Source organism: Pseudoalteromonas sp. NEC-BIFX-2020_015 (assembly GCF_012952265.1).
GTDB classification, from domain to species: Bacteria; Pseudomonadota; Gammaproteobacteria; order Enterobacterales; family Alteromonadaceae; genus Pseudoalteromonas; species Pseudoalteromonas neustonica.
The window spans coordinates 24,138-49,221 of the sequence record NZ_JABCJL010000032.1 but is presented as its reverse complement, the minus strand read 5'-3'; the positions used below and the strand labels follow the sequence as shown (position 1 = coordinate 49,221).

Sequence of the window (25,084 nt, the reverse complement as noted above, 5' to 3'; positions counted from 1 at the left end):
ATTTAGCCAACGACGTAGTATTTCTACTCTAGTCGTTGGCAATCCCTCCTTTTCATCGTATATTCTTAACTTACCGTTACCTATTTGCTTCACTCGAACATTGGAGTGTGAATGTATCTTTTTGAAGGTCTAAAAAAGAAAATATCAGAATACTTACCTGCTGCTGATGTAGAGCTGGTACAAAAAGCCTACGTGGTAGCCCGAGAGGCCCATGAGGGTCAAACTCGCTCAAGCGGCGAACCTTACATAACCCACCCTGTTGAAGTAACCCAGATTTTGGCCGGCATGCACTTAGATCACGAAACATTAATGGCAGCATTGATGCATGACGTGATTGAAGATACCGACTTTAGCCAACAAGATTTAGCCGAAATATTTGGCGAAACAGTTGCTGAATTGGTGGAGGGCGTCAGCAAGCTTGATAAACTAAGCTTTAAAGATAAAAAAGAATTTCAAGCTGAAAACTATCGAAAGATGATTATGGCAATGACCCAAGATATTCGGGTTATTTTAATCAAACTTGCAGATCGTACTCATAATATGCGAACTTTAGGGGCACTTCGTCCTGATAAACGTCGTCGCATTGCACGTGAAACGTTAGAGATTTATGCACCGATTGCCAATCGTTTAGGTATTCATGATATTAAGAATGAATTAGAGGATTTAGGATTTCAAGCCCTCTACCCAATGCGCCACCGCGCACTTAAATCAGAAGTTGCTAAAGCGCGCGGAAACCGTAAAGAAGTCATTTCAAATATCCAAACAGAAATCACAGCACGTTTAGAAGAAGCCGGCATTAAAGCAACCGTCTCAGGTCGTGAAAAACATTTATACAGTATCTATAAAAAAATGCTGAATAAAGAACTACTGTTTAATGAAGTAATGGATATTTACGCATTTAGAATTGCGGTTGATTCAATGGATATCTGCTACCGTGTATTAGGGGTGGCTCATAACCTCTATAAACCAATTGAAACTCGCTTTAAAGACTACATCGCAGTACCTAAAACCAACGGTTATCAATCACTACACACTTCATTAGTCGGTCCTCATGGTATACCTGTTGAAATCCAAATTCGTACTCATGATATGGATCATATGGCAGATAAAGGTGTAGCGGCGCATTGGATGTATAAAAAATCAGGTGACAGTGCCGGTCACACTGCACAGCAACGTGCTCGCCAGTGGATGCAAAGCTTACTCGAATTGCAGCAGAGCGCAGGTTCATCGTTTGAATTTGTTGAAAATGTTAAAACAGAGTTATTCCCTGAAGAAATTTATGTCTTTACCCCTGATGGTCGTATTGTCGAGCTACCTATGGGTGCAACTGCTGTAGATTTTGCTTATGCCGTACACACTGACGTAGGGAATACCTGTGTTGGTGCACGTGTTAATCGTAAACCGTACCCACTAAGTAAAGCACTGGATACAGGCCAAACAATTGAAGTTATTACTAGCTCAGGCGCGCATCCAAATGCCACTTGGCTAAACTTTATTGTTACTGGTAAAGCACGCTTAGGCATTCGTAATTACCTCAAAAGCCAGCATCATGAAGAAGCATTATTACTAGGCCGAAGATTGCTCGATTCAGCTTTAGGTGAAACTAAATTTGATGATATTCCGGTTGAAAATATTAATCGTGTACTAGAAGAACATGAACTTAATAGTGTATTAGAGCTACTTGTTGAAATTGGTTCTGGTAATTTAATGAATATGCTTATTGCACGACGTTTATTGCAAAATGATGATTTAGGCGATATTGCCAAAAATGCCAAAGCGACCATTATTGGCACTGAAGGTATGCTAGTTAATTATTCTAAATGCTGTAGACCAGTACCAGGGGACGCTATCACTGCGCATATAAGCCAAGGTAAAGGGGTAACCGTTCATCGTCAAGAATGTAAAAACATTCGAGGCTGGGAGTCAGAGCGATCAAAATACCTCGTTGTAAAATGGGATGATAATCCAGAGAAAGAATACATTGCAGCACTGCGTGTTGAAATTATCAATCACCAAGGTGCATTGGCAAAATTAACCAATGTTATTGCAACAACCCAAGCAAATATTGTCGAAATCGCTACCGATGAAAAAGAAAGTAATTTATACGTGATAGATTTAGGGGTTACGGTTAAAAATCGTGTCCATGTTGCCAACATTATGCGTAGAATTCGTGTGATGCCTGACGTGCAAAAAGTCTATCGTAAAAAATAAAATAGGAAAATCATGAACAAAGCATTTATTTCTACTGATCAAGCACCAGCGGCAATCGGTACTTATAGTCAAGCAGTTAAAGTTGGCACCGCAGTTTACCTTTCAGGGCAAATCCCATTAGTGCCAGATACTATGGAAGTGATTTCTGAAGACTTTGCGGAACAAACACATCAAGTTTTTAAAAATATTCGTGCTGTGTGTGAAGAAGCCGGTGGTGAAATTCAAGACCTAGTAAAAGTTAATATTTACCTAACCGATCTTTCTAACTTTGCGACAGTAAATGAAGTAATGAGTCAGTATTTCAAAGCGCCTTATCCTGCGCGAGCAGCAATTGGAGTTAGAGCTTTACCAAAAGGCGTACAAGTTGAAATTGATGGCATTATGGAGCTACCATCAACTAACTAACCCACTGTTGATAGCGGCCAAAATTAACTTTTGTCCGCTATCAACATTAAAGCCTCAGCGATTTTCTTGACAGTTATACAATTCTCTAGCACTCTTAAATTCATAAACCTTTAATTCTAGCGTTGCAAAAGGATAGTGTGTGTTTAAGCTTGCTCATAATGGTAATGTACTACTCGATGTTATTGAACATTCGCCCCCGAGTGCGGCTTTTGTTATCGAAGCCCTTGAAAAATCAAAATTCTGCGATTGCAAAATTGAGCTGAACACAATCAATGCTTACTTCAAGAAACCGAATAAAGAACGCACATTAGTCGTAGCAGTTAAATATGATGCCTCGTTTAATGTCGTTATTAGCGACGATAAAATGCTTGCTACAGGGGAATTAACACTCGCACAAGGTGGTAGCATTATTGATCTTGATACTGCAAAGCAGCACCTAATCAAAGCTGGTGTTGCAAGAGGGTACAAACAAGTATTTTTAGAACAGTTGCTACAACAACAATTTGAAATACCTGCAGGTCAAATAGCAAAAGGCACTTTAGCCAAAGGTCGCCTGCCAACCGATGGTCAACCATCAAGATTAATACCTCTCGTGAAAACCTTAAAAGAGCGCCTCAATGCACCGACACTACGTGAAGACGGTACCGTTGATATGCGAGACTTTGGCAAACTAGCGAGCGTCGAGCCAGGTGTATTATTGATCCGCCAACAACCTGCAACCCCAGGTAAAGAGGGCTTTACTGTTTTAGGGGATGTGTTACCCGCAAAACCAGGGGAGAGCTCTCCTTTAGTCGCGGGTGAAGGTGCTGAAATATCAAAGAACAATCCATTAGAGCTCGTTTCAACTATTCCAGGGGTTCCTGTTGATATTCGTAATGGCATGCGAGTTGATGATATTTATACCATTGGAGATGTAAATGTTAAAAGTGGCCACGTTTACTTTGATGGCAGTGTAATTGTTACTCACAACATAGAACCTGGTATGAAGGTAACAGCCAAAGGTGACATTACTGTATTAGGTACTGTTGAATCTGGTGAGCTCATAGCCCAAGGAAATGTAACAATAAAGCAAGGTGTTATTGGCCACCAGCTCGATGATAAATCTTTGTCTTGTAAAATAACCTGCCAAGGAGACATCCACCTTCTTCATGCACAATATAGCCATCTTGCTGGCAGCAATATTTTTATTGAACGCCAAGCAAGTCATTGTGAAATGAAAGCAACACAACTTTTGCAAGTAGGCCAAAGCGATCACCCTAAGGGTAAATTATTTGGCGGTGAAATTTTAGACGCAGGAATGATTATCGCCGGAGAGATCGGCAATGAATCCGGCGCTAAAATGATGATAAATATGGCTGTTTCGGGACAAAACATTATCAAAGAAACAGATGACTGTTTTAAAGAACTCGCTCGTACTGACGAACAGCTCGACACTCTTCAAGCAGCCCTTGAAAAAGCTGACTTAGTGAAAGATAAAGAAAAGAAAAAATTATTGATGACTAAGATTGGAGCCACTCAACAACATTATTGCCAACAAGCGGAACAGCTTGAGCAGCGCTTATCTAGCCTTGATCATCATTTAAATAAGCTGCTTAGCGAAGCTAACTTGGCTGTGAACCAAAAGCTTCATTCCGGAGTAGAAATTCACATTTTTGATAAAGTCTTAAAAACTAATCGTACCTACCCCCCTTGCAATGTAAAACTGCAAGAAGGGAAAATAGAAATTGAATTTAAAACCAGTTGATCATTAATTTCTTAATAGAGGCTAAATCAGATTTAGCCTCTATTCATTTCAATATATTTTATAAAATACCCGTTACTTGCAGTCTTAACTCTTCAGGCCATACACTCGCTTGTACTTGGCCAATATGTGGTTTTTGCAATAACAGCATTGCTAACCGAGATTGACCAATGCCACCGCCTATTGTTTGCGGTAACTCCTTAGCTAGTAGCTGCTTATGCCAGTCAAGCTCTAGCCGCCCTTCATCACCTGTAATTGCCAATTGTGCGACTAGCGCTTCTGGCGATACACGAATACCCATTGACGATATTTCAAATGCGTCTTCAAGCACTGGGTTCCACACTAAAATATCCCCATTCAAGCCCGCGTATTGATCACATGTTTGAGTGGACCAATCGTCATAGTCAGGGGCACGTACATCATGAATTTTACCATCAGCAAGTGCGCCGCCAATGCCGATTAAGAATACCGCGCCATATTCTTGAGTAATCGCTTTTTCACGTTGTTTAGCTGTAAAGCCAGGATACATTTGGCGTAATTGCTCGCTGTGTACAAACGTAATCTCGACAGGTAAAAATGGGGTGATCCCAAATTCATCAGATACAAATTGCTCAGTGGCCTTTAAACCTTTATATAAAGTATCCACCGTTTCTTTTAATTTATCCAAAGAGCGCTCACTGCTTGCACAAATCACTTTTTCCCAATCCCACTGATCTACATACACTGAATGTATTGGACTTAATGAATCCTCATCTGGGCGTAGAGCTTTCATGTGGGTATATAACCCTTCGCCTAAAGCAAAATCATGATCGGCTAATGTTTTACGCTTCCACTTTGCAAGTGAGTGAACAACTTCAAACTGACTGTCGGGGATAGTTTTAACATTTACAGCAACGGCATTCTCAGTACCACTAAGGTTATCCTGAATACCATCACCAACTTTCGCAAGTATAGGCGCCTGCACTTCAATCAACCCTAGTTGCAGTTCTAATTGCTGTGAAAAAAATTGTTTAACTTTACTAATTTGTTGCTGTTGCTGCACAAAGTGTGAACTCATAATAATTGGCCTCATTCCCAGTTATTGTTACTTGCATGATTGCGTTCAAAGCAACCATGTCGTTAAAGCAATCCTCAAGCATTTCGTGCTTTAATTCAATAACCAACAACAAAAACACCTTTAACATGTAAATTCAATCAATTTAATGGTATAAAAAACAAAGATTCAATAATTTAAAGCGGGTATTTATATGGAAAATTATCAAATCGATAATCTCGATAAACAGATCCTCCACGCATTAATGGATAATGCTCGTATAGCCTATGCTGAATTAGCTAAACGTTTTACCGTTAGTGCAGGTACAATTCATGTACGGATTGAAAAAATGAAGCAGGCAGGGATCATCACTGGTACCCAAGTAAGCGTAAATGCCAAGCAATTAGGCTACGATGTATGCTGTTTTATAGGTATTAACCTCAATAATGCCCGTGACTACCCGCAAACCTTATTGTACTTAAAAGAGCTTGAAGAAGTCGTTGAAGCTTATTACACCACAGGTAATTACAGTATTTTTATTAAAGTAATGACTCGTTCGATTGATCACTTACAAGATGTACTAATTAACAAAATTCAGGCCATCGAAGCAATCCAGTCAACTGAAACCTTAATTTCATTACAAAACCCAATTAGCCGCAGCGTAATGCCTTAAGGTATAATGGTGTTAATTTATGAGTTCAGACAAGGCTAAAAATGGAAAACACTCGCTATCACCGCATTAAAAGTGTACTAGATCGTCGTCAAACTGATTTAACAGTGTGCTTAGAAGATGTGCACAAACACCATAACTTGTCTGCTATTGTACGCAGCGCTGATGCTGTAGGGTGTCATAATGTTCACGCAGTATGGCCAGAAAACCAAAAATGGCTGACTAATAACACGTCCGGTGGCAGTAAAAATTGGATCGCCACACACTTGCATAAAGATATCGACGATGCCGTCACTCTCATGCGTCAGCACAACCCTCAGGTGCAAATATTAGCGACCAACTTATGCCCTGATGCAGTTGATTATCGCGAGATTGATTACACGCTTCCCACAGCGATTATCGTAGGCCAAGAAAAAACGGGGATCTCCCCACGAGCCCTTGCCCATGCAGATAAAAATATCATCATCCCGATGCAAGGTATGGCGCAATCATTAAATGTATCTGTTGCGGCTGCATTAATTTTATTTGAAGCTCAAAATCAACGCCTTAAAGCGGGTTTATATGAGTCAGGTAGGCTTGATGAAACCATAAAGCATAAAATGTTGTTTGAAGGCTGCCATCCTATCATCGCCCAAAAATGCAAAGAGAAGTCACTTCCTTATCCTGGTCTTGACGAAAATGGTGAAATTATTGCCGATGACGCGTTTTGGCTACGATTAAAACATGCTTGATGCCCTCAGCAATCGCACGTAAACTAAAAACTATCTAAAAATGAAAGATTTGAGCGTACAGTGTCCAAGCTAACGTTAAGCCGCTACCCCATTACCGATCTAAAAGGCGTTGGCCCTAAAATGGCCGAGCGGCTAAAGAAATTAGGCATTAGCACAGCGCAAGATATGCTCTTTCATTTACCCCTGAGGTACGAAGATCGTACTCGCATTTATGCCATCAGCGATTTAGCAGTCCATAGCCATGTAAGCATTGAAGCTACCATTGAAACGAGCCAAATTACTTTTGGTAAACGTAAGATGCTTGTTTGCCAAGTTAATGATGGCACTGGCCGTTTAACACTGCGGTTTTTTAATTTCACTGCAGCACAAAAGAATGCCTTCAGCAATGGGAAAGTGATCCGCTGCTTTGGTGAGGTACGCCGTGGTCGTGTTGGGTTCGAAATGACACACCCAGAATACAGTTTAAGTGAAACACTATTAGAGCAACCTACTGCGACCACACTCACTCCCGTCTATCCGACAACAGAGGGGTTAAAACAACTCTCTATACGTGCATTGAGCGATCAGGTCATTTCCTTGCTTGAAAAATATCAAATAGAAGAGTTATTGCCTGTGCAATTTCAACATGCAGGCATGGGTTTAAGTCACGCTTTATTATTGTTACATCGTCCAAGTAATGATGTTGATTTAGCGGCGCTAGAGCTAGGGCTTCATCCAGCTCAACAACGTTTGGTATTTGAAGAATTACTTGCGCAAAACTTAAGCCTATTAAAGTTACGTCAACAAGGGCAACAAGTAAAAGCCGTAGCCCTTGCGCCAATTAACCACTTAGAACCAGACTTTTTAGCACAACTTCCGTTTGCCCCCACCAATGCGCAAAGCAGAGTCGTTGCCGAAATAAAAAGTGATTTGCAACACCCCTACCCTATGATGCGTTTAGTCCAAGGGGATGTAGGGTCGGGTAAAACTTTGGTCGCTGCACTAAGTGCTTTAACTGCAATAGCACAGGGCTACCAAGTCGCACTTATGGCTCCTACAGAGATACTTTCTGAGCAGCATGGCATAACCTTCAAAAATTGGTTTGAGCCGCTTGGGATCACTACAGCATGGCTTGGCGGTAAAACAAAAGGCAAAGAGCGTACAGCGACACTTGAAAAAATAGCCTCAGGTGACGCGCAAATGATAGTAGGCACCCATGCGTTATTTCAAGAACAAGTCGTTTTTAATAATCTAGTATTAATCATCATTGATGAACAACACCGCTTTGGTGTTCACCAGCGATTATCGCTGCGAGAAAAAGGCCGCTTTGGCGACTGCTTTCCTCATCAACTGGTGATGACTGCCACGCCGATCCCTCGCACGCTCGCTATGACTGCTTATGCTGACTTAGAGACATCGGTGATTGACGAACTTCCCCCTGGGCGAACCCCAATCACAACCGTTGCACTGCCCGATACTCGTCGGGATGAAATTATTGCACGAGTAAAAACAGCCTGCACAGAACAGGGACGCCAAGTTTATTGGGTATGCACCTTAATCGATGAATCTGAAGTACTGCAGTGTCAAGCAGCTGAAGATAGTGCAGAGCAATTAACTCGTGCTTTGCCCGACTTAACCGTAGGGTTAGTTCATGGCCGAATGAAAGCAGCTGAAAAACAAGCCATTATGAGCGAATTTAAAGCGGGTAACATACATATATTGGTTGCAACCACGGTGATTGAAGTAGGTGTAGATGTGCCAAACGCCAGTTTGATCATTATTGAAAACCCAGAACGACTTGGCCTTGCCCAACTACACCAATTACGGGGCCGAGTTGGTCGTGGAGCAACCGCATCTCACTGCGTTCTTTTATACCATGCACCACTGTCATTTACCGCGAAAAAACGCTTAGCCGTATTAAGAGACAGTAATGACGGGTTTATTATTGCTGAGAAAGACTTAGAGATCCGTGGCCCAGGTGAAGTGCTTGGCACCAAACAAACAGGGTTAGCCGAATTTAAAATAGCGGACTTAACTCGCGATAAACACACGCTCAATCAAGTAAGACCAATAGCACTGCAAATGCTTAATCAATATCCTGAGCAAGTTGATAAATTAATCAACCGATGGCTAGCAGGAAAATCTGATTACGCCTTAGCCTAAAACCAAAGAGAATATATACCCAAGCGATCTCAAAATTCGAGCGTCGTTGAAATTAAAAGCGATTTAAACAAATGCAAAGTAACGCCTTGATATTAAAGACCAATGAAACGCTGAAGTGTGCATCTTAAGGTGGCTTGGGTATATTGGGGTTGCTTAGATATAAAAGCCTTATTCAAGTATGAATAAGGCCATAAAAGAGGGGAAGCTATATCGACTAATTAAAACTTGTATTCAATACCTAAACCTAAATAATCTTGATCAACATTACTATCCATATCAAAGTTAGAATAGAAGGCAAATAGTTTAGTATTTTTACTTAATTTATGATCAACACCAGCTGATATCGCCGTCTTCTTATCCGCGTCATCAAAATCCATTACCTGATACTGCACTTTAAACGTATTGCTATCTAACGTATAAGCGGCATTAACCAAGTAACCATCAGCATCACCGCTGCCATCTACTTTTTCTTGGGTTTGATACATTGCGCCTAATTTAATATCAGCCACTTTACCCTGTACGGTAGCACGCACTACATCATAGCCATTCACTTCACTGTCAGCTGCAATAGATGCGTACACCTTGCTTTTCTTTAAACCTGAATCGCCATAAGTAAGCGCCAATGAGTAACCATTTTCGCCTTCACTGTCTTTTTCAGCGACGTAAGTGGCAAGTACTTTAAAACCGCTTAGGTCATTTGATGAATACGTTACTGTATCGCTTAAGCGATTTTCACCTTTGAATAAATTTTTAATATCGCCTTCAAGGTCATTAAATAAATCAAGCTTACCTTGCGATTGCTTTAGCGCAGTATCATTACGACCAAGCACAACTTGACCAAAACCACCTTTCAAACCAACATATTGGTTGCGTGAAGTTAACGTATCTTTTGAATCATCTGAAACATTTACTTGGAATTCGAATTTATAGACCGCTTCAAGGCCTTCACTGAGTGTTTCAGAACCCTTGAAACCAATGCGTGATGCATTACTCTTAATTTCAGTGAATGACCCTTCACCATCATCAGATGATTGTACAGAGACATTTGCTTTACCATAAACATCAACATCAGCTAATGCAGAAAAAGATACACCACTCAATACAGCTAATAACAGGCTCGACTTTGCAAAATTCATATTATTTCCTCAATAAACGCAACAGGCTAATTTTTAAAACAGCTGCAGTTTGCCAGCGATAAATTACAGTAATATTACAACAGAAATATTTATGACTTATTTAATTCATAAAAAAGAATAAAAACTGCAATTCATTTAACACTAAAATTTTGTACACCGTTTATTAGTCTATGCGATCTTGAGTATATCGCTATTTTTTCTCGCTAAAATCACTGCTAATGTTTGGGGTTAGCTCAACCAGTAAGTTAACAAGGGTTTCAAGCAATGGTTTTTGCTCATTATCCCTATGATAAGCAACAAAAATATCGCGAGATGTGTGCTCTACATCCGACACTTCAAATAACTCTCCATTCTCAATATGGCTTTTTGCTAACACTTCAGGAATAAATGCACTACCACCACATTGCAATATTAAATCTAATGCAATACGCCCTGTACTTGTACGAAAATACGGAGGCGTACGTCCGGTAAATTGACGTGCGTGCCACAGCGAAAAAGTAGTGCCCCAGTCAACATAAACATATTGGTTATCAAAAAAATTATCATTGGCTGCAGATTCAAAAGCACTCACAGGAATGATGGGTAATGCGCAAATACGCTCTACAACTAATTCATCCACTTTAGGCGGATCAAATAATATAGCCAAATCCAGTGTACGTTCTAACAATAAACGCGTACTTTCTTGCTGTGCTTTAACTTCAGCAACGAGTGACACACCGGGCATAGCAGATACAATATTTGAAATACCAAATTGTAAAAAAGCATCCCATATATTAGGTGTCCCCGCTAAACACACTTGCTTATGCATGTTGTCAGCAAGTGCCACATCAACTTTTGCACGTTGCATACCTGTAATAATCATTTGTGCGTGCGGTAATAGACGCTCGCCAGGTGCTGTAAGCTGAATATTGTTACGTTGTCGAATAAACAGGTTAACGCCTAAACCTTGCTCTAATTGACGAATTCTAAAACTTACCGCCGATTGCGTGATATAAAGGTTTTCAGCCGCCTTACCAAAGTGGCGAGTTCGCACCACCTCAACAAACGTTTTTAATAAATCGATATCCAATATTTTATCCTCACGATAAAAATTTTTTGTTTAATAAATTACGTAACTTGATCCATACTCCAGCTTAAGATCCGGGTATGAGGAAACAGCAATGAACATTAATATTTCACTACTTCGTCAAGCATTTGTAAGCCAACGTCAGTTCTATGATGATTACAATTTTCCACGCGGATTTTCGCGCAGCGGCAACTTTACGTTACTTGAAGCCAGTATCCTTGAGCAACACGGTGTTGTTCTACAGGGGTTATACAACAAAACCCTTGAACCACAAAATGAAATTCAAGAACAATTTATATCTGTTACTGCAGGTAGCCAAGAGCCGACGAATCCAATCGAGCGAGCTTGGATCAAATACTTAAAATTAACGACTTCAAAAACAAAATTTCACACTTTATTTGGTCGTTCAAAAATGTCAGCACCTACGCTGCCAAGTAGCGACTATTATTCAGAATCTGATAGCATCTAAAATTTCTTTTTAGGCCACTTTCGCTTTAATTTATAAGTGGCCAAAAGACATTGTTATTTGCTTTTTCTTGTTTTAGCGGTTACAACTTGTATAAGCAATTATATTCGGCAAAGCCGAAAACAAGGTGTTACGTGACACGAAAAATACTTATCATTGAAGATACACCTACAATAGCGCGAGTACAAAAGCATATAGCGATGAAAATCGGTTATGATGCGGATATTGCAGGTTCGTTAGCTGAAGCTAAAGAGCTGATCAGTAAAAACTCATATTTTTGCGCTGTAGTAGATTTCATATTACCCGATGCCCCTAGGGGAGAAGCGGTGCCTTGCACTATAGAAGCTGAAATTCCAACTATCGTCATGACCGGAAGTTTAGATTCAACAACGCGTGACACTGTTGAAAAGTATCCAATTATTGATTACATCACTAAAGAAAATAAACAAGCCTATCAATACTTAGAAAAACAATTGCAGCGCCTACCTCGTAACGAAAATGTTAAAGTACTCGTTGTAGATGACTCAGCTGCTACACGTCGCCATATTTGCAGCTTACTTAGCCGCCATAAATACCAAATACTCCAAGCAAGTGATGGTATTGAAGCCTTAGCAATGCTAGAAAAAACACCCGATATAGCTGTCATTATCACTGATAATGAAATGCCCAATATGAATGGTGATGAACTGTGCGGCGAAATTCGCCGGCTTTACAGTAATGATGAAAAAGCAATTATTGGTATTTCTGGCTCTGATGCTTCTCATCTTTCAACACGTTTTCTTAAAAATGGTGCTAATGACTACTTGCGAAAACCATTCAACAATGAAGAATTTTATTGTCGTTTAAGCCAAAACGTCGACATGCTAGAGCAAATAGCCACAATCCGACTGCAAGCAAATACTGATTTTTTAACTAAGCTACCTAACCGACGCTACTTTTTTGAAGAAACAACAAAGTCACTGAAAAAAATAAAAAAAAGCAGTCAAGCCTCCTCTTTAGCTATGCTTGATATTGACCACTTTAAATCAATCAATGACACGCATGGACATGATGTGGGCGATGAAGTACTTAAAGGACTGTCTATTTGCTTTGCTAAATATTTTGAAAAGCAGCTCGTTGCTCGTTTAGGTGGTGAAGAGTTTGCTGTTTATTTTGGCGAAACAAGCAAAGAAGAAGCACTGAAACGCCTTGAAGGGTTTAGGCACTTTATTGAACTAAGCAGCTCAGAATTTAGTAATTTAAAAATTAAATTCACAATCTCCATTGGGTATGTATACGGACCTGTTTATCAAATTGATGAATTATTAAAACAGGCCGATATAAAACTTTACGAAGCAAAAGAGTCTGGTCGTAATATAGTTATTTCTTAAACTGATTCTGCTCGCGCAAGGAGCGCTGCTTTCTTGCGCTTTTGTGCTTGTCGGTACGAGTCCCAGCTAAATATTGCCAGCGCACTCCAAATACATGCAAAAGTAACAACGCGCTCCGCGCTAAACACTTCACCGTAAAATACCACCGCGAGTACAAACATCAGACTTGGACCAATATACTGAAAAAAACCTAATGTTGTATATTGCAACCTTTTTGCAGCTCCCGTGAAACACAGTAAAGGTAATGTTGTTATAACACCCGCACTTATCAACAGTAGATTTGTATGCCAATCATTAACAATGAGATCTGAACTTGCTGTAGGAAGCATAAACCACCAATAAATAGCTGCGAATGGTAATAGTATAAGCGCTTCCAATAATAGACCTGGTAGCGATTCGATAGGTAACTTTTTGCGTAATAATCCATAAATAGCAAATGAGCTAGCGAGTGAAAATGCCACTACCGGAAATGAACCAAAGCTAATTAATTGAATAACGACCCCGCCAAGCGCCAGAGCGACAGCAAAACCCTGCCATTTTCGTAGCTTTTCGCCTAAAAACAACATACCTAGCAACACGTTTAAAAGTGGATTAATATAATACCCAAGACTGGCATCAAGCATATGGTTATTATTAACTGCCCATATAAATAATCCCCAGTTAAACCCCAGCAATGTAGCTGTTAGGGTAAGCATTAAAATTAACTTTGGTTGCTTAATGACATGCTGGATTTTATGCCACTGCTTTAAAACAGCGACAATAATCACAATAAATAACACCGACCACACAACTCGGTGCATTAATATTTCAAAAGCCGATATGTGCTGTAATAACTTAAAGTAAATGGGCGCAAGACCCCACATAAAAAAAGCCATGCAGGCTAAAATAACACCCTTGCGTTGTTCTTGATTAGTAGGCATAAATAGAATCTAGATGCTGAAAAAGGCCGCTAGTTTACCCCCTGAACACATTTTATCCAACTAAATACGTTGCTGTACCAAACGCTATTTGAGTTCTTTTTTCATTATGCAATTCCATCCGACAAACACACACTTTATTGCCTGAACGAATCAGCTTTGCACTCGCGGTAAACTCTACTCCCTTACCTGGACGTAAATAATCGGTACGTAAATCAATAGTACCTAAAGTCGCTAATTTCTGCTGAATGCTCACTATATCGAATTCAGTAAGCTTATCAATCATCGCAGCGGCAGCAAGCATACCACCTACATTATCAAGTACCGCTGAAATCACACCACCATGAAGAATTTTTTGTGCTGGGTTACCAATAAATACATCTTGCCAAGGAAAACTAATTTGCGCTTGCTCAGCATCAAGCGATACAACCTTAATTTGTAAGAATTGATTAAACGGCATTTGCTCTACGAATACCTTAGCGACTTGCTCAATTAACATAGTTTTATTCATTATTATTATCTATTATTTGAATCTGGTAGGATGAGTAAAGCATAGCATTGTATAAAGTGCGATATAAAAAGCGTATAGGTAGCTATGCAAGGTCACTTAAAAGCTCTAAAATAAGCGCAATGAATACACAAACCCCCACATCAAGCACCATAGTGCGCACTCCCGCAGCCATACTTAAGCAAGTGTTTGGCTATAGTGAATTTCGTGATGGCCAAGAAACGGTTATCAATGCAGCATTAAGCGGGCAAGACTCATTGGTGTTACTGCCCACTGGTGGCGGTAAGTCAGTATGTTACCAAGTCCCAGCTTTAGCTTTTGAAGGGTTAACGGTGGTTATTTCTCCGTTAATCTCTCTGATGCAAGATCAAGTAACACAATTACAGGCATTAGGTGTGAAAGCAGCTTACATCAATAACAGCCTTAATCGGGATGAGCAGCAGCAAATTTACCAACAGTTACACAGTGGTTTAATTAAATTACTTTATGTTGCACCTGAAAAAATTTTACAACACGAATTTTTAGAGAGGCTGCGTCATTTAAATATCAGTTTATTTGCGATTGATGAAGCTCACTGCGTTTCTCATTGGGGTCATGATTTTCGTCCACATTACTGCCGTTTAAGCGAACTTAAGCATCATTTCCCTCATGTCCCCATGATGGCTCTAACTGCCACAGCAGACACCGCTACTCGCTTTGATATTGTGCAGCAACTTGGCTTAAACGCCCCCTATATACACACGGGCAGTTTTGATAGACCAAACATTCGCTATACCATTGAAGAAAAATTCAAGCCTTTAGCACAATTGTTACGCTACTTAAAAGAACAACAAAATCAAAGTGGTATAATTTATTGCACCAGTCGTAAACGCGTCGATGAAATAGCCGAAAAGATTGCCGATGCAGGAATGAATGCAGCGGCCTATCATGCAGGGATGAGCAACGAACAGCGTCAATTTGTACAAACCGGTTTTGCCCGTGACGATATTCAAATCGTTGTCGCAACGGTTGCTTTTGGAATGGGTATAAATAAACCGAATGTGCGCTTTGTGTTGCACTATGACATTCCTAAAAGTATTGAATCTTACTACCAAGAAACCGGCCGAGCGGGACGTGATGGCTTAGCCGCTGAAGCAATTATGTACTTTGACCCTGCTGATATCGGCCGCGTAAGACGGTTCTTTGAAGATATAGAAGATGAGCAACGCCGTCGCGTTGAAGAACAACGTTTCAATGCCATGGCTAGTTTTGCAGAGGCACAAACTTGTCGCCGACAAATACTGCTTAACTATTTTAGTGAATATCAGCGAGAGCCATGTGGCAACTGCGACATATGCCTTAACCCGCCAAAAAGTTTTGATGGCACTTTAGTCGCACAGCAAGCACTATCCTGCGTATATCGAGCCGAGCAACGTTTTGGTTTAGGTTACATTGTTGAGTTATTGCGTGGCGCGAACACCAGTAGAATTCGAGATAACAACCATCATCAGCTCAGCACTTATGGTATTGGTAAAGATCATAGCAGTGAGTTTTGGCTCAGTATTTTACGCCAACTTATTCATCAAGGCTTATTGAGTCAAGATATAACCCAAGGCTCATCTCTTCGATTAACTGAAGGTGCGCGAGCAATTTTAAAAGGCGAATTCGCCTTACAGATGGCCGAACCTCGCCTGCAAGCAAAGCACGTATACCAAGATAAATTGGCACAGTTTAATTACGATAAAAAGTTATTTGCGAAACTCAGAGCCTTACGTAAAGAACTTGCCGATGCAGATGATGTGCCACCCTATGTTGTCTTTAATGATAAAACACTTGCTGAAATGGCACAATTAATGCCCACTAACGACAGTGAATTTCTTAAAGTGTCGGGTGTAGGCTTTACTAAGCTCAATAAATACGGCGGCCCATTTTTGCACGCAATTCGTAACTATTTAGCACAATCCTAAGTACAGAGTAATGTCATGACTCAATACCAATTTGATAACCGCCATAATGTGATTATAATCACTCCAAGTGAAATGCCCAATGACGACGACTTTGAGCTATGGGCACATTTATTTTTACACAGCTCTGAGATTAAAATAGGTGAGTTTGAAGCTGGAGCCGACCGCCATCAAATGCGCTTTAATTATGAACAGCAAGGTTTTAACTTAAACTTCGAGCATTATAGTAACAGTGTCTGGATCAATGGCGAAGGCCAAGAAGCCAATCACTTATTAGCCGCATTAACGCATTATTTCCTAACACAAATGCAACAATGAACTAGACTTATACTATGAGTTAACCTGTATACCCAAGCCACCTCAAGACGCAAAATTCAGCGTTTCAAAGGGCTTAATATCAAGGCGCGACTTTGTAACAATGTATTGATTTTAATAATAGAACGACTATTACTTGCAATCAATACCTTGTTGCCTAAATCGCTTTTAAATCCAACTGAAACTAGCATCTTGAGGTGGTTTGGGTATAGTAAGATAATACTAACTACGCATACCTAAGGTGTTTGAATGGTCGCAAACAGTTTCACTACATTTATTTTTCTCTCCTGTGCCAGCACTATGCTCTATAGTCAAAGTGGGCAAGCACAATCAATTGATCTAGGGAAAAGCAGTTGTAGTAATCAGCGCACCATTTCACCCAGCGAAAATAACCTTCGTCGTCAGCTTGATGGCGATGAATTATTACCTGAAAAAACCGCAAATGCTCGTATTGGGAATATCAACCTAGAACAGCTCAATGTATTTAACACGGCGCTTGAAGAAGAAGATAATTTCCTGTTCCGTTTTGCCAATCGTGTTCACATGACTACAGAACCAGATGTAATAAACAATCTTTTGCTATTTCGTTCTGGTGAAGAATATGAACCTAAAAAACTCTCCGAATCTGAACGCCTCCTAAGACGTCAAGGCTATCTATATGATGCAAAAATTGATGCTGAGATTAACTGTAATGGCGAAGTTGACGTAAACGTAGTTACCCGAGACCTATGGACCTTGCTCCCTGAAATTAGCTTTAGCCGCAGTGGCGGAGAGAATAAATCAAGCATTGGTTTTCGTGAATCAAATTTACTTGGTTGGGGGAAACGCCTTTCATTTTCACGCACTACAGACGCTGACCGCAGTGGTTATTTATTTGTCTATGACGATCCAAATATACTATCAACTCGTTATCGAGGGCGCATTGAGTATTCCGATAACAGTGATGGAAAACGCCACCTACTAGAGCTTACATATCCTTTTTATTCAATTAATACACCATACAGTTATGGCCTTGTCAGCTACTCGGATCAACGCACAGAATCGCTCTACCAACGTGGCGAAGTGTACAGCGAATTTGAACAAAAAACTGATTATAACCGTATTCATTTTGGTCACTCAAAACAACTAGGAAATAGCTGGACCCAGCGCTTAAGCGTTGGCTATGTGCACGAACAACACTCGTTTAATAAAACTGTGAATACATTTTCACCATTGGCAGATGAACGCCAACTTAGTTACCCATACGTAAGCGGGCATTGGTTTGAAGACCACTTCATTAAAGTACGAAACTTTGACAGTATTTACCGCACCGAAGATTTAAATCTAGGCTGGAATATTCAAAGCTTGCTCGGGTATTCAAATAAGCAAATTAGTGATGACGATAGCCGTGCTATTTATTCATTTAATGCGAGAAAAGCCCACTTTAGCGGTGATAACACGCTATGGCGTTTTCAAGCTAGTCTTGATGGCAACTGGAATGAAAAGCAAAGTAAAGTTGAAAACCTATTCGCCAGTAGCCAAATACAATATTATTTAAATACCACAACTAAGCAGTCATGGTATGCAAAAATACGTTTAGACTATGCCAAAAACCTTACTCACGATAAACAACTAAGCTTAGGCGGAGAAAACGGCTTGCGTGGCTACCCGCTTGACTATCAACAAGGTGATCGTAGCTTTTTAATAAATTTGGAAAAACGCTATTACTGGGAATATGATTTACTGCAACTATTTAAAGTCGGTGGAGCTGCCTTTGTTGATATTGGTCGCGCTTGGTTTAACGACCAAGCCAATACTAATCACGGTAAAGTATTAAAAAATGCAGGTATCGGATTAAGGCTGGCCCCTAGTCGCGCTAATGCAGGAACAGTCATTCATTTAGATATTGCAGCACCACTGGACAAGAGCAATGACGTTGACTCAATTCAATGGTTAGTCACTGTAAAAAATACCTTTTAAAGTACACCAAAAACGCTAAACTACGGAGCTATTAACACCTTTTTGGATTCATTGTGGAACTGCTCGAACTCATCGAACTTTTTAGTACGCAATATAAACTTATTGTTACAGTCGTGGCGCTTTTAGTTTTCCCTGTACTTTTAAAGCTGACTAAAAAGCTGCTTGAGAAAACAATTAAAGGTAAAATCGACATTCATCGTAAATACCGCGCTGAGTTACTTTTAAAAATTATACTCGCCATAGTAATGATTTGTTTAGTGCTGGTGTTTTGGGGTATAGAGCTGCGCGGTTTGCTTGTACTTGGTTCATCATTATTTGCCATGTTAGGTGTCGCACTATTTGCTGCTTGGTCACTCTTAAGCAACCTCACCTCATTTTTACTGATGTTTATTCAAAATGATTGCCGTGTTGGCTATTGGGTACGCATTATTGACGGTGCTAACTTTATCGAAGGCCGCATTGTCGAAATGGGTTTAATGAATGTCGTGCTTGAACATATTGATGGTCACCGCGTTATTTACCCTAATAACCTCTTTGTTACGCGTCCTGTGATGGTGTTAAATAAAGAACCTAAACCTACAAAGCCCGTCGTTATAAAACGTGTAATTGGCCCGAAAAAAACGCTATAAGATGAAAAGCCATTTAAGGATATCCTCAAATGGCTTTTAAAATAACGTTTAGCTCACTAATTATTTAGTTCAGCTACTTTTAACTCATCTTCAATATCGCTGATTTCATCGATAAAAGTTTCAAGCTGTTGCTCAACCAAGCTATTTGCGTGAGCAAAATAGGCTAGGTGAAACACCGCATCTCCCTCATTCACAAGTGGCATAGTTTGTTGACCAATAACAATACCACTGCGTGGTGCAAGTAGTTCTAACTCAGAGTCACCCAATGGGCTACTTATATACGCTAAAATCTGCCCTTTACTTACTTTTTCACCAAGTGTTACTTGTGCTCGCACAATACCGTCCACTTCTGCACGGACCCAACTTGTTGAGCTGGCAATAATTGGCTCTGGCAATTTTTTAGCACGTTTACCGCGGCTCATTTTTAAGTGGCGCATCACATAATCAACACCTTGTACACCTGCTGCTATCGCAATTGGATCAAAGCGAAGTGCTTCACCAGCTTCATAAGTGATCACAGGGATCCCTAAGTTAGCCGCTTCACTGCGTAGTGAACCATTTCGTAGTGATGCATCTATCACCGCTGGCGTGCCAAATGCTTTTGCCATTTGTGCGGTAGCATCATCACTTAAATCTGCGCGAATTTGCGGTAGATTCGTACGATGAATAGCCCCTGTATGTAAGTCAATAATATGAGTGCAATGCACTGCCACTTGACTGAAAAACATGTGCGCCATGCGACCCGCAAGCGAGCCACGGGTAGAGCCAGGAAAACTGCGATTCATATCACGGCGATCTGGTAAATAACGCGACTTATGGATAAAACCAAATACATTTACGATCGGTACCGCTATAAGCGTACCACGTAGCTGCGTAGGATCGATTTTAGCCAATAACTGACGAACAACTTCAACACCATTGAGCTCATCACCATGAATGGCTGCACACACCATCAGTACAGGCCCTGAATGAACACCATTTACCACTTCAATAGGAATATTTAGCGGCGAGTGTGTATAAAGCTTTGCAGCCTCTAATGCGAGCGTTTTACGCTCACCCACACCAACAGTTTCACCTAATAAAGTAAAAGAGCTATTGATTTTAACCTTTGCCACGTGTTGCCGTTCCTTTAGTTGCAGCGGCTTTTTCGATAAAGTCAATCACCATGCCTGCAATATCTTTTCCTGTTGCTACTTCAATTCCTTCAAGACCTGGTGATGAGTTTACTTCCATCACTAATGGACCACGTGATGAACGAAGTAAGTCAACCCCAGCTACATTCAAGCCCATTGCTTTAGCTGCAGCCACCGCTGTTTTGCGTTCTTCTGGTGTAATACGCACTAATGTTGCACTGCCACCGCGGTGTAAATTAGAGCGGAACTCACCTTCTTGTGCTTGGCGCTTCATTGCGGCAATCACTTTATCACCTAGTACGAAGCAGCGAATATCGGCACCACCAGCTTCTTTAATGTATTCTTGTACCATGATATTAGCTTTTAAGCCCATGAATGCCTCAATAACACTCTCAGCCGCTTTACGTGTTTCAGCTAATACAACACCAATGCCTTGCGTACCTTCTAGTAACTTAATAACAACTGGTGCACCGCCTACCATTTCCAATAAGTCTTTCACGTCATCAGGCTTGCTTGCAAACCCTGTTACTGGCATGCCTACACCTTTGCGTGATAATAACTGTAATGAACGCAATTTATCGCGAGAGCGTGAAATTGCAACTGACTCATTAACAGGAAATACATTCATCATTTCAAACTGACGTAATACAGAGCAGCCATAAAATGTTACTGACGCACCAATACGTGGCACGATCGCATCGAAATCTTTTAAGTTTTCACCACGATAGTGGATCTCTGGTTGTTCAGAGTTAATGTTCATATAACAACGTAGTGCGTCAATCACTTTAACTTCGTGCCCACGTGCTTGAGCGGCCTCAATTAAGCGACGCGTTGAGTACAAGTTTTTGTTGCGAGATAAAATACCGATTTTCATAATCAAATCCTTTACTAGTGCATATTCTGTTTTAAGTTATTATGTGGTTAAAACTTTGGCACATTTTTATAATAAGTGAGATAAAGCCGGGTCTACGACTATACGATTTTCCATGGCTGTCCGCCCTAATAACATTCTAAACTTCATACTTGCACGACTTGTTAAAGTCACCTCAATTGGCCAACTTTTATCTCCGGCATGAAGCATTGTTTCAATAAAATAGCGTAACTCTCGCTGCCCACTTGAGCTTGTTACATACTTCATTTTTTTTACTTTAACGTCACACTGTATTTTAGTGTGTTCGTCGTCCTGCAATGGCTGAGCAATAAACTTTACCCACTTTTCCCCATCGCGTTCATATTCTTCAATATTAAGAGCATGAATACATGAAGTACGGGCGCCCGTATCAATCTTAGCTTTAATTTTATTTATGCCAAGTTCAGGTAAACTTAACCACTCACGCCAACCAACAATTATCTTTGCCGTCATAAATGTGCCCTTTAATAAAAAAGTGTCTTATACGCTACATACACAAAAAGACCAATGAAATAATTTTATCTAATCAATCAATCGATTTGATTGACCTAATCAGCTCAATAGTCAACCATATAAACAATACACTAATAATGAGAATTTACTATGTTCGACGGTTTATTACATGCACTCATACTTGATGAGCAAGGCGGTTCACGTGCAATCGAAAGCAGTGCCGAACTTCACAATTGGCAGCCATCTCATGGGAAATTATGGGTGCATATGGATTATAGCCAAAGCGACGCTGTTGAATGGCTAAAAAGCTGTGATTTTTTAACTGATTACGAGCTAGAATCATTGACTGCAGAAGAAACTCGTCCTCGTATAGCGAGAGCGACAAATGGCTGTATGCTGTTTTTACGTGGTGTAAATTTAAATCCGGCACAAAGCCCTGAGGACATGGTGTCTATTCGTTTGTTTATTAATGAAAATGTAGTAATAACAACACGCAAACGTAGATTGCTATCGGTGCAGGATATTCTTGCTTCATTACATGAAAATACTGGGCCAAGCAGTATTTCTGAATTAGTGTGTCAATTAGCGCAAAACCTTACGTCTCGTATGCAAGGCGTTATTGATGGTTTAGACGATACGTTAGATATATTTGAAGATGAAATTGATGAACCTACCAAGCGTTTTGATAATCAAGGTTTGTCACAATTACGCCGCCAATCAATTGGCCTAAAACGCTATATTAGACCGCAAAAAGAAGCACTGAGTACATTGATGGCAAATAAATATAGCTGGCTTAATGAAAACGATAAAGCGAAACTAAACGAAACAACGAACATGCTTATTCGTTTTATTGAAGAGTTAGACAGCTCTATCGAGCGCGCGCAGATAATTCAACAAACAATTACCAACCAAATATCAGAGCAATTAAATCAACGTATGTATGTGATGTCGGTTGTCGCGGCTTTATTTTTACCTCTGGGGTTTTTAACTGGTTTGCTCGGCGTTAATGTTGGTGGTATTCCAGGCACTGATAGCCCTTATGCCTTTAGCTTATTTGTGCTTTTTTTAGTTGTACTTACGAGCAGTATTGGTATTTACTTTAAAAATAAGAAATGGCTTTAATATGATCTAGGCGAACTCTTTGTTCGCCTTTTTCTTGATGTTCAATAAGTAAAAATTCACCTTCCCCTTTAAGGTTTAGTAAATTTTTAGCATTACCTACTACCAGTGTATTATCCGTGGTAATTATTTTAACCATTGCAAAGTGCATACAAAACAATTCATATTGATCGTAATCACTGCATTTTATTGGTTGATAAGTCATTGGCGTTAATCATTGATAAAACTAAAGTGTAGCAGGAAGAAAAAGAGAAGAAAAATAATAGCAAATGGCGCTCTCGGTAGGGATCGAACCTACAACTCAGCCTCCGGAGGGCCACGTGATATCCATTTCACCACGAGAGCACATTTGTGCCGCCACACCAACTCGCGATATCAGTGCTTAGGCATCAGCAATAATAAAGGCATCTGCAACTAAATGCTAGCTTCTATCGCCTATATGCCTATTAATTCAGCAAATTATAATAAATTGCTTCACAAGCAAGCAAAAAACAGCTATTAAATTATACTTAGTAAAAATTAATAACCATTTTGCAACATATCTATACTAGAGACGTACTTATCAAGCACGTGTAAAAGGTTTAACAAGAGGAAGTATTTATGAGTTTAATGTCAACCGAGCAAGTCGCTGAATTTTTAGGTGTAAAAACAGAACGTGTTAAGCGCCTTGCGCGAGAAAGTTTGTTAATTTCAAAATCAGTCGATGAGAACGGTGAGCCTTTATTTGATTCTGATGAAGTCACTAAATATAAAGAACTTGCAGCACGCTTTGGTGGCCTTTAGGGCTTACTAAAGCGTAAATTAATTAAACGGTCTAGTTGCGTACGTAAAACGGTTACCTTATCACCCACCGAACGTGCGCTATACCAAAGAATACATAACAGCAAAAATATTAATTGGTAGCACTCAAGCTTTCTAACCGATACTGTAAATCGGTGTTGTATAGGCAACGATCGCTGATACGTCTTGAGTAAACCTACCTTCTCAACTGAATCAAGCTCACAACTGACTACAATCGCGGCTAAATCAAAGTATACGTCATTGGTCTTCGCGTATTCAAAATCAATTAAAAACATTCCATAGGGGTTTTCTATAATGTTTTCTTTAACTAAATCATTATGACAAAAACCACTATCACGTGGAAATAGTTCAACCTGTGATAACGTTTGCTCAATGATAATTTTATAATGTTGATAAAGTGAGGTATCACGATAGTGATCAAGCTCTTGTTTGATGTCCATAGGTAACGTAACGACTTGATGGTGATGTAAAGCGACCAATTTATTTATTAACTCAGGGGTATAATTATTATTGGTGATAGCGCCTTCAATATACTCAAAAATAGCAAATTGGTTAATTTCATCTACCCATAAAAGCTCAGGGCACACCTGCTTTTTGGCAAATAAAGCTTGCGCCGACAAGCCGACGGTAGGCCAATGTTCACGGTAAAACTTTAGCAAATAAGCATGTTGCTTGGTACGTACTAGAAAGTTGTCGTTACTTAAGCCGTTATGAAGACGCTCAATACTGAATATTTTTAATCGAGAATTAAAAGCGGCAAAAATACCGCTAATTTCATTATCAGTCATACAGCTCCTTATAATTGCGCTAAGGGTTTAGCTTGATTTTGTTCATATTCTTCGTACCAGGTTTTAAACCCCCACACAGCCATAATGGTATAAAATACAAATAATGCTAATGTTGGGTAGTAGCCTTTCTCGTAATATAAATACATCGAAGCTGTATCAATAACTATCCAATACAACCAATTTTCGAGTACTTTTTTAGCAACTAAGTAAGTTGTTACCACAGCAAAACAGGTAGTAAAGCTATCTAAATAAGCAAAATCTGCATGGGTGTAATTAGTCATAACATAGCCCAGTATTACTGCAACGATTGAAGTCGCTACAATAATCACTAAGTGCTGATTTAGCGTCCATGAAGTAATCACTAACTCACGTAAATTGTCCCCCCCTCTACGCCAGGCTATCCAGCCATATACTGCCATATACATATAATAAAAATGTAGCAGTGACTCCATTAACAAGGCACCATTCCAATACATTATTGTATAAATAAATGTGCTTAAGAATGCAGCAGGCCAACACCAAAGGTTCTCTTTTATTGCTAACAATAAATACGCCATTGAGAGTGCTACAGCTATATATTCCCAATACGACATCGCGGTAAACCCTGCGAGCGTTTGTGTTATAAATTCCATAATTGA

General features: G+C 39.9%; 25 protein-coding genes and 1 tRNA gene. 14 read left to right on the top strand and 12 right to left on the bottom strand.

The annotated features are described in order from the left end of the window. Positions 1-111: 111 nt before the first annotated feature. From spoT to HH219_RS18955, 3 genes are all read left to right on the top strand, one after another. Positions 112-2,211, top strand: coding sequence for a bifunctional GTP diphosphokinase/guanosine-3',5'-bis pyrophosphate 3'-pyrophosphohydrolase (spoT, locus tag HH219_RS18965; RefSeq protein ID WP_169328336.1), 2,100 nt, complete (start codon positions 112-114; stop codon positions 2,209-2,211). Between the two features lie 12 nt (positions 2,212-2,223). Then, positions 2,224-2,616 carry a RidA family protein gene (locus tag HH219_RS18960; protein WP_054206694.1) on the top strand — a complete coding sequence of 131 codons (393 nt, stop codon included), beginning with the start codon at positions 2,224-2,226 and terminating at the stop codon, positions 2,614-2,616. Between the two features lie 139 nt (positions 2,617-2,755). Then, positions 2,756-4,360, top strand: coding sequence for a FapA family protein (locus tag HH219_RS18955; RefSeq protein WP_169328335.1), 1,605 nt, complete (start codon positions 2,756-2,758; stop codon positions 4,358-4,360). Positions 4,361-4,418: 58 nt separating this feature from the next. Here HH219_RS18955 and asnA read toward each other — a convergent pair whose 3' ends face one another. Next, on the bottom strand, positions 4,419-5,414 hold the full coding sequence (asnA, locus tag HH219_RS18950) for an aspartate--ammonia ligase (protein WP_169328334.1): 996 nt from the start codon (positions 5,412-5,414) through the stop codon (positions 4,419-4,421). Between the two features lie 190 nt (positions 5,415-5,604). Between asnA and asnC the strand changes: the two genes are divergently transcribed. The 3 genes from asnC to recG are packed head-to-tail and all read left to right on the top strand — an operon-like array spanning position 5,605 to position 8,933. Then, positions 5,605-6,063 (top strand): transcriptional regulator AsnC, encoded by a 459-nt coding sequence (gene asnC / locus HH219_RS18945; RefSeq protein ID WP_054206691.1) that lies wholly within the window; start codon positions 5,605-5,607, stop codon positions 6,061-6,063. Between the two features lie 41 nt (positions 6,064-6,104). Then, entirely contained in the window at positions 6,105-6,791 is a 687-nt protein-coding gene (trmH, locus tag HH219_RS18940) for a tRNA (guanosine(18)-2'-O)-methyltransferase TrmH (RefSeq protein ID WP_054206690.1), read from the top strand. Between the two features lie 60 nt (positions 6,792-6,851). Beyond that, on the top strand, positions 6,852-8,933 hold the full coding sequence (gene recG / locus HH219_RS18935) for an ATP-dependent DNA helicase RecG (RefSeq protein WP_169328333.1): 2,082 nt from the start codon (positions 6,852-6,854) through the stop codon (positions 8,931-8,933). A 218-nt stretch (positions 8,934-9,151) separates the two neighbouring features. On the opposite strand, the gene HH219_RS18930 is transcribed toward recG, so the two are convergent. Together HH219_RS18930 and HH219_RS18925 are read right to left on the bottom strand one after the other, a co-directional pair. Further along, positions 9,152-10,069, bottom strand: a complete 918-nt coding sequence (locus HH219_RS18930; protein WP_054206688.1) for a porin — start codon at positions 10,067-10,069, stop codon at positions 9,152-9,154. Between the two features lie 190 nt (positions 10,070-10,259). Beyond that, positions 10,260-11,138 (bottom strand): LysR family transcriptional regulator, encoded by an 879-nt coding sequence (locus HH219_RS18925; protein WP_054455954.1) that lies wholly within the window; start codon positions 11,136-11,138, stop codon positions 10,260-10,262. Between the two features lie 91 nt (positions 11,139-11,229). Here HH219_RS18925 and HH219_RS18920 point away from each other — a divergent pair, with 91 nt between their 5' ends. Then, a complete protein-coding gene (locus tag HH219_RS18920; protein ID WP_054206686.1) occupies positions 11,230-11,604 on the top strand; it encodes a DUF413 domain-containing protein in 375 nt (124 codons plus the stop codon). A gap of 131 nt (positions 11,605-11,735) precedes the next feature. After that, positions 11,736-12,971 carry a response regulator gene (locus tag HH219_RS18915; protein WP_169328332.1) on the top strand — a complete coding sequence of 412 codons (1,236 nt, stop codon included), beginning with the start codon at positions 11,736-11,738 and terminating at the stop codon, positions 12,969-12,971. On the opposite strand, the gene rarD is transcribed toward HH219_RS18915, so the two are convergent. Continuing rightward, positions 12,968-13,891 (bottom strand): EamA family transporter RarD, encoded by a 924-nt coding sequence (gene rarD, locus HH219_RS18910; protein WP_169328331.1) that lies wholly within the window; start codon positions 13,889-13,891, stop codon positions 12,968-12,970. The two genes, HH219_RS18915 and rarD, sit on opposite strands and share 4 nt — an antisense overlap. A gap of 52 nt (positions 13,892-13,943) precedes the next feature. Continuing rightward, positions 13,944-14,399 carry a thioesterase family protein gene (locus HH219_RS18905; RefSeq protein ID WP_170174082.1) on the bottom strand — a complete coding sequence of 152 codons (456 nt, stop codon included), beginning with the start codon at positions 14,397-14,399 and terminating at the stop codon, positions 13,944-13,946. 119 nt (positions 14,400-14,518) lie between these two features. Here HH219_RS18905 and recQ point away from each other — a divergent pair, with 119 nt between their 5' ends. From recQ to HH219_RS18885, 4 genes are all read left to right on the top strand, one after another. After that, positions 14,519-16,342 carry a DNA helicase RecQ gene (recQ, locus tag HH219_RS18900; protein WP_054206706.1) on the top strand — a complete coding sequence of 608 codons (1,824 nt, stop codon included), beginning with the start codon at positions 14,519-14,521 and terminating at the stop codon, positions 16,340-16,342. A 15-nt stretch (positions 16,343-16,357) separates the two neighbouring features. Then, entirely contained in the window at positions 16,358-16,657 is a 300-nt protein-coding gene (locus HH219_RS18895; protein WP_054206683.1) for a DUF3630 family protein, read from the top strand. A gap of 297 nt (positions 16,658-16,954) precedes the next feature. Continuing rightward, on the top strand, positions 16,955-18,613 hold the full coding sequence (locus tag HH219_RS18890; protein ID WP_099459003.1) for a POTRA domain-containing protein: 1,659 nt from the start codon (positions 16,955-16,957) through the stop codon (positions 18,611-18,613). 53 nt (positions 18,614-18,666) lie between these two features. After that, complete coding sequence (locus tag HH219_RS18885; protein ID WP_169328330.1) at positions 18,667-19,242, top strand: mechanosensitive ion channel domain-containing protein; 576 nt, start codon at positions 18,667-18,669, stop codon at positions 19,240-19,242. 56 nt (positions 19,243-19,298) lie between these two features. On the opposite strand, the gene HH219_RS18880 is transcribed toward HH219_RS18885, so the two are convergent. From HH219_RS18880 to HH219_RS18870, 3 genes are all read right to left on the bottom strand, one after another. Next, positions 19,299-20,357, bottom strand: a complete 1,059-nt coding sequence (locus tag HH219_RS18880; protein ID WP_169328329.1) for a succinylglutamate desuccinylase/aspartoacylase family protein — start codon at positions 20,355-20,357, stop codon at positions 19,299-19,301. After that, positions 20,344-21,249, bottom strand: a complete 906-nt coding sequence (gene rimK / locus HH219_RS18875) for a 30S ribosomal protein S6--L-glutamate ligase (RefSeq protein ID WP_054455946.1) — start codon at positions 21,247-21,249, stop codon at positions 20,344-20,346. Before rimK ends, HH219_RS18880 begins: the two co-directional genes overlap by 14 nt. 66 nt (positions 21,250-21,315) lie before the next feature. Next, on the bottom strand, positions 21,316-21,738 hold the full coding sequence (locus HH219_RS18870) for an ATP-dependent zinc protease (RefSeq protein ID WP_054206678.1): 423 nt from the start codon (positions 21,736-21,738) through the stop codon (positions 21,316-21,318). 150 nt (positions 21,739-21,888) lie between these two features. Between HH219_RS18870 and HH219_RS18865 the strand changes: the two genes are divergently transcribed. Further along, the gene (locus tag HH219_RS18865; protein WP_054455944.1) at positions 21,889-22,860 is read left to right on the top strand and encodes a zinc transporter ZntB; all 972 of its coding nucleotides are present in this window, start codon (positions 21,889-21,891) and stop codon (positions 22,858-22,860) included. Here the strand turns inward: HH219_RS18865 and HH219_RS18860 are convergent. Both HH219_RS18860 and HH219_RS18855 read right to left on the bottom strand, forming a co-directional pair. After that, a complete protein-coding gene (locus tag HH219_RS18860) occupies positions 22,838-23,062 on the bottom strand; it encodes a Rho-binding antiterminator (RefSeq protein WP_169328328.1) in 225 nt (74 codons plus the stop codon). The genes HH219_RS18865 and HH219_RS18860 overlap by 23 nt on opposite strands. A 65-nt stretch (positions 23,063-23,127) precedes the next feature. Continuing rightward, positions 23,128-23,202, bottom strand: a tRNA-Arg gene (locus HH219_RS18855). A 255-nt stretch (positions 23,203-23,457) separates the two neighbouring features. On the opposite strand from HH219_RS18855, the gene HH219_RS18850 reads away from it, so the two are divergent. Beyond that, a complete protein-coding gene (locus tag HH219_RS18850; RefSeq protein WP_054206675.1) occupies positions 23,458-23,640 on the top strand; it encodes a hypothetical protein in 183 nt (60 codons plus the stop codon). On the opposite strand, the gene HH219_RS18845 is transcribed toward HH219_RS18850, so the two are convergent. Next, complete coding sequence (locus HH219_RS18845) at positions 23,637-24,446, bottom strand: phosphotransferase (RefSeq protein ID WP_169328327.1); 810 nt, start codon at positions 24,444-24,446, stop codon at positions 23,637-23,639. The two genes, HH219_RS18850 and HH219_RS18845, sit on opposite strands and share 4 nt — an antisense overlap. Before the next feature lie 8 nt (positions 24,447-24,454). Then, positions 24,455-25,078, bottom strand: coding sequence for a nicotinamide riboside transporter PnuC (pnuC, locus tag HH219_RS18840; protein ID WP_054206673.1), 624 nt, complete (start codon positions 25,076-25,078; stop codon positions 24,455-24,457). Positions 25,079-25,084: the final 6 nt, after the last annotated feature.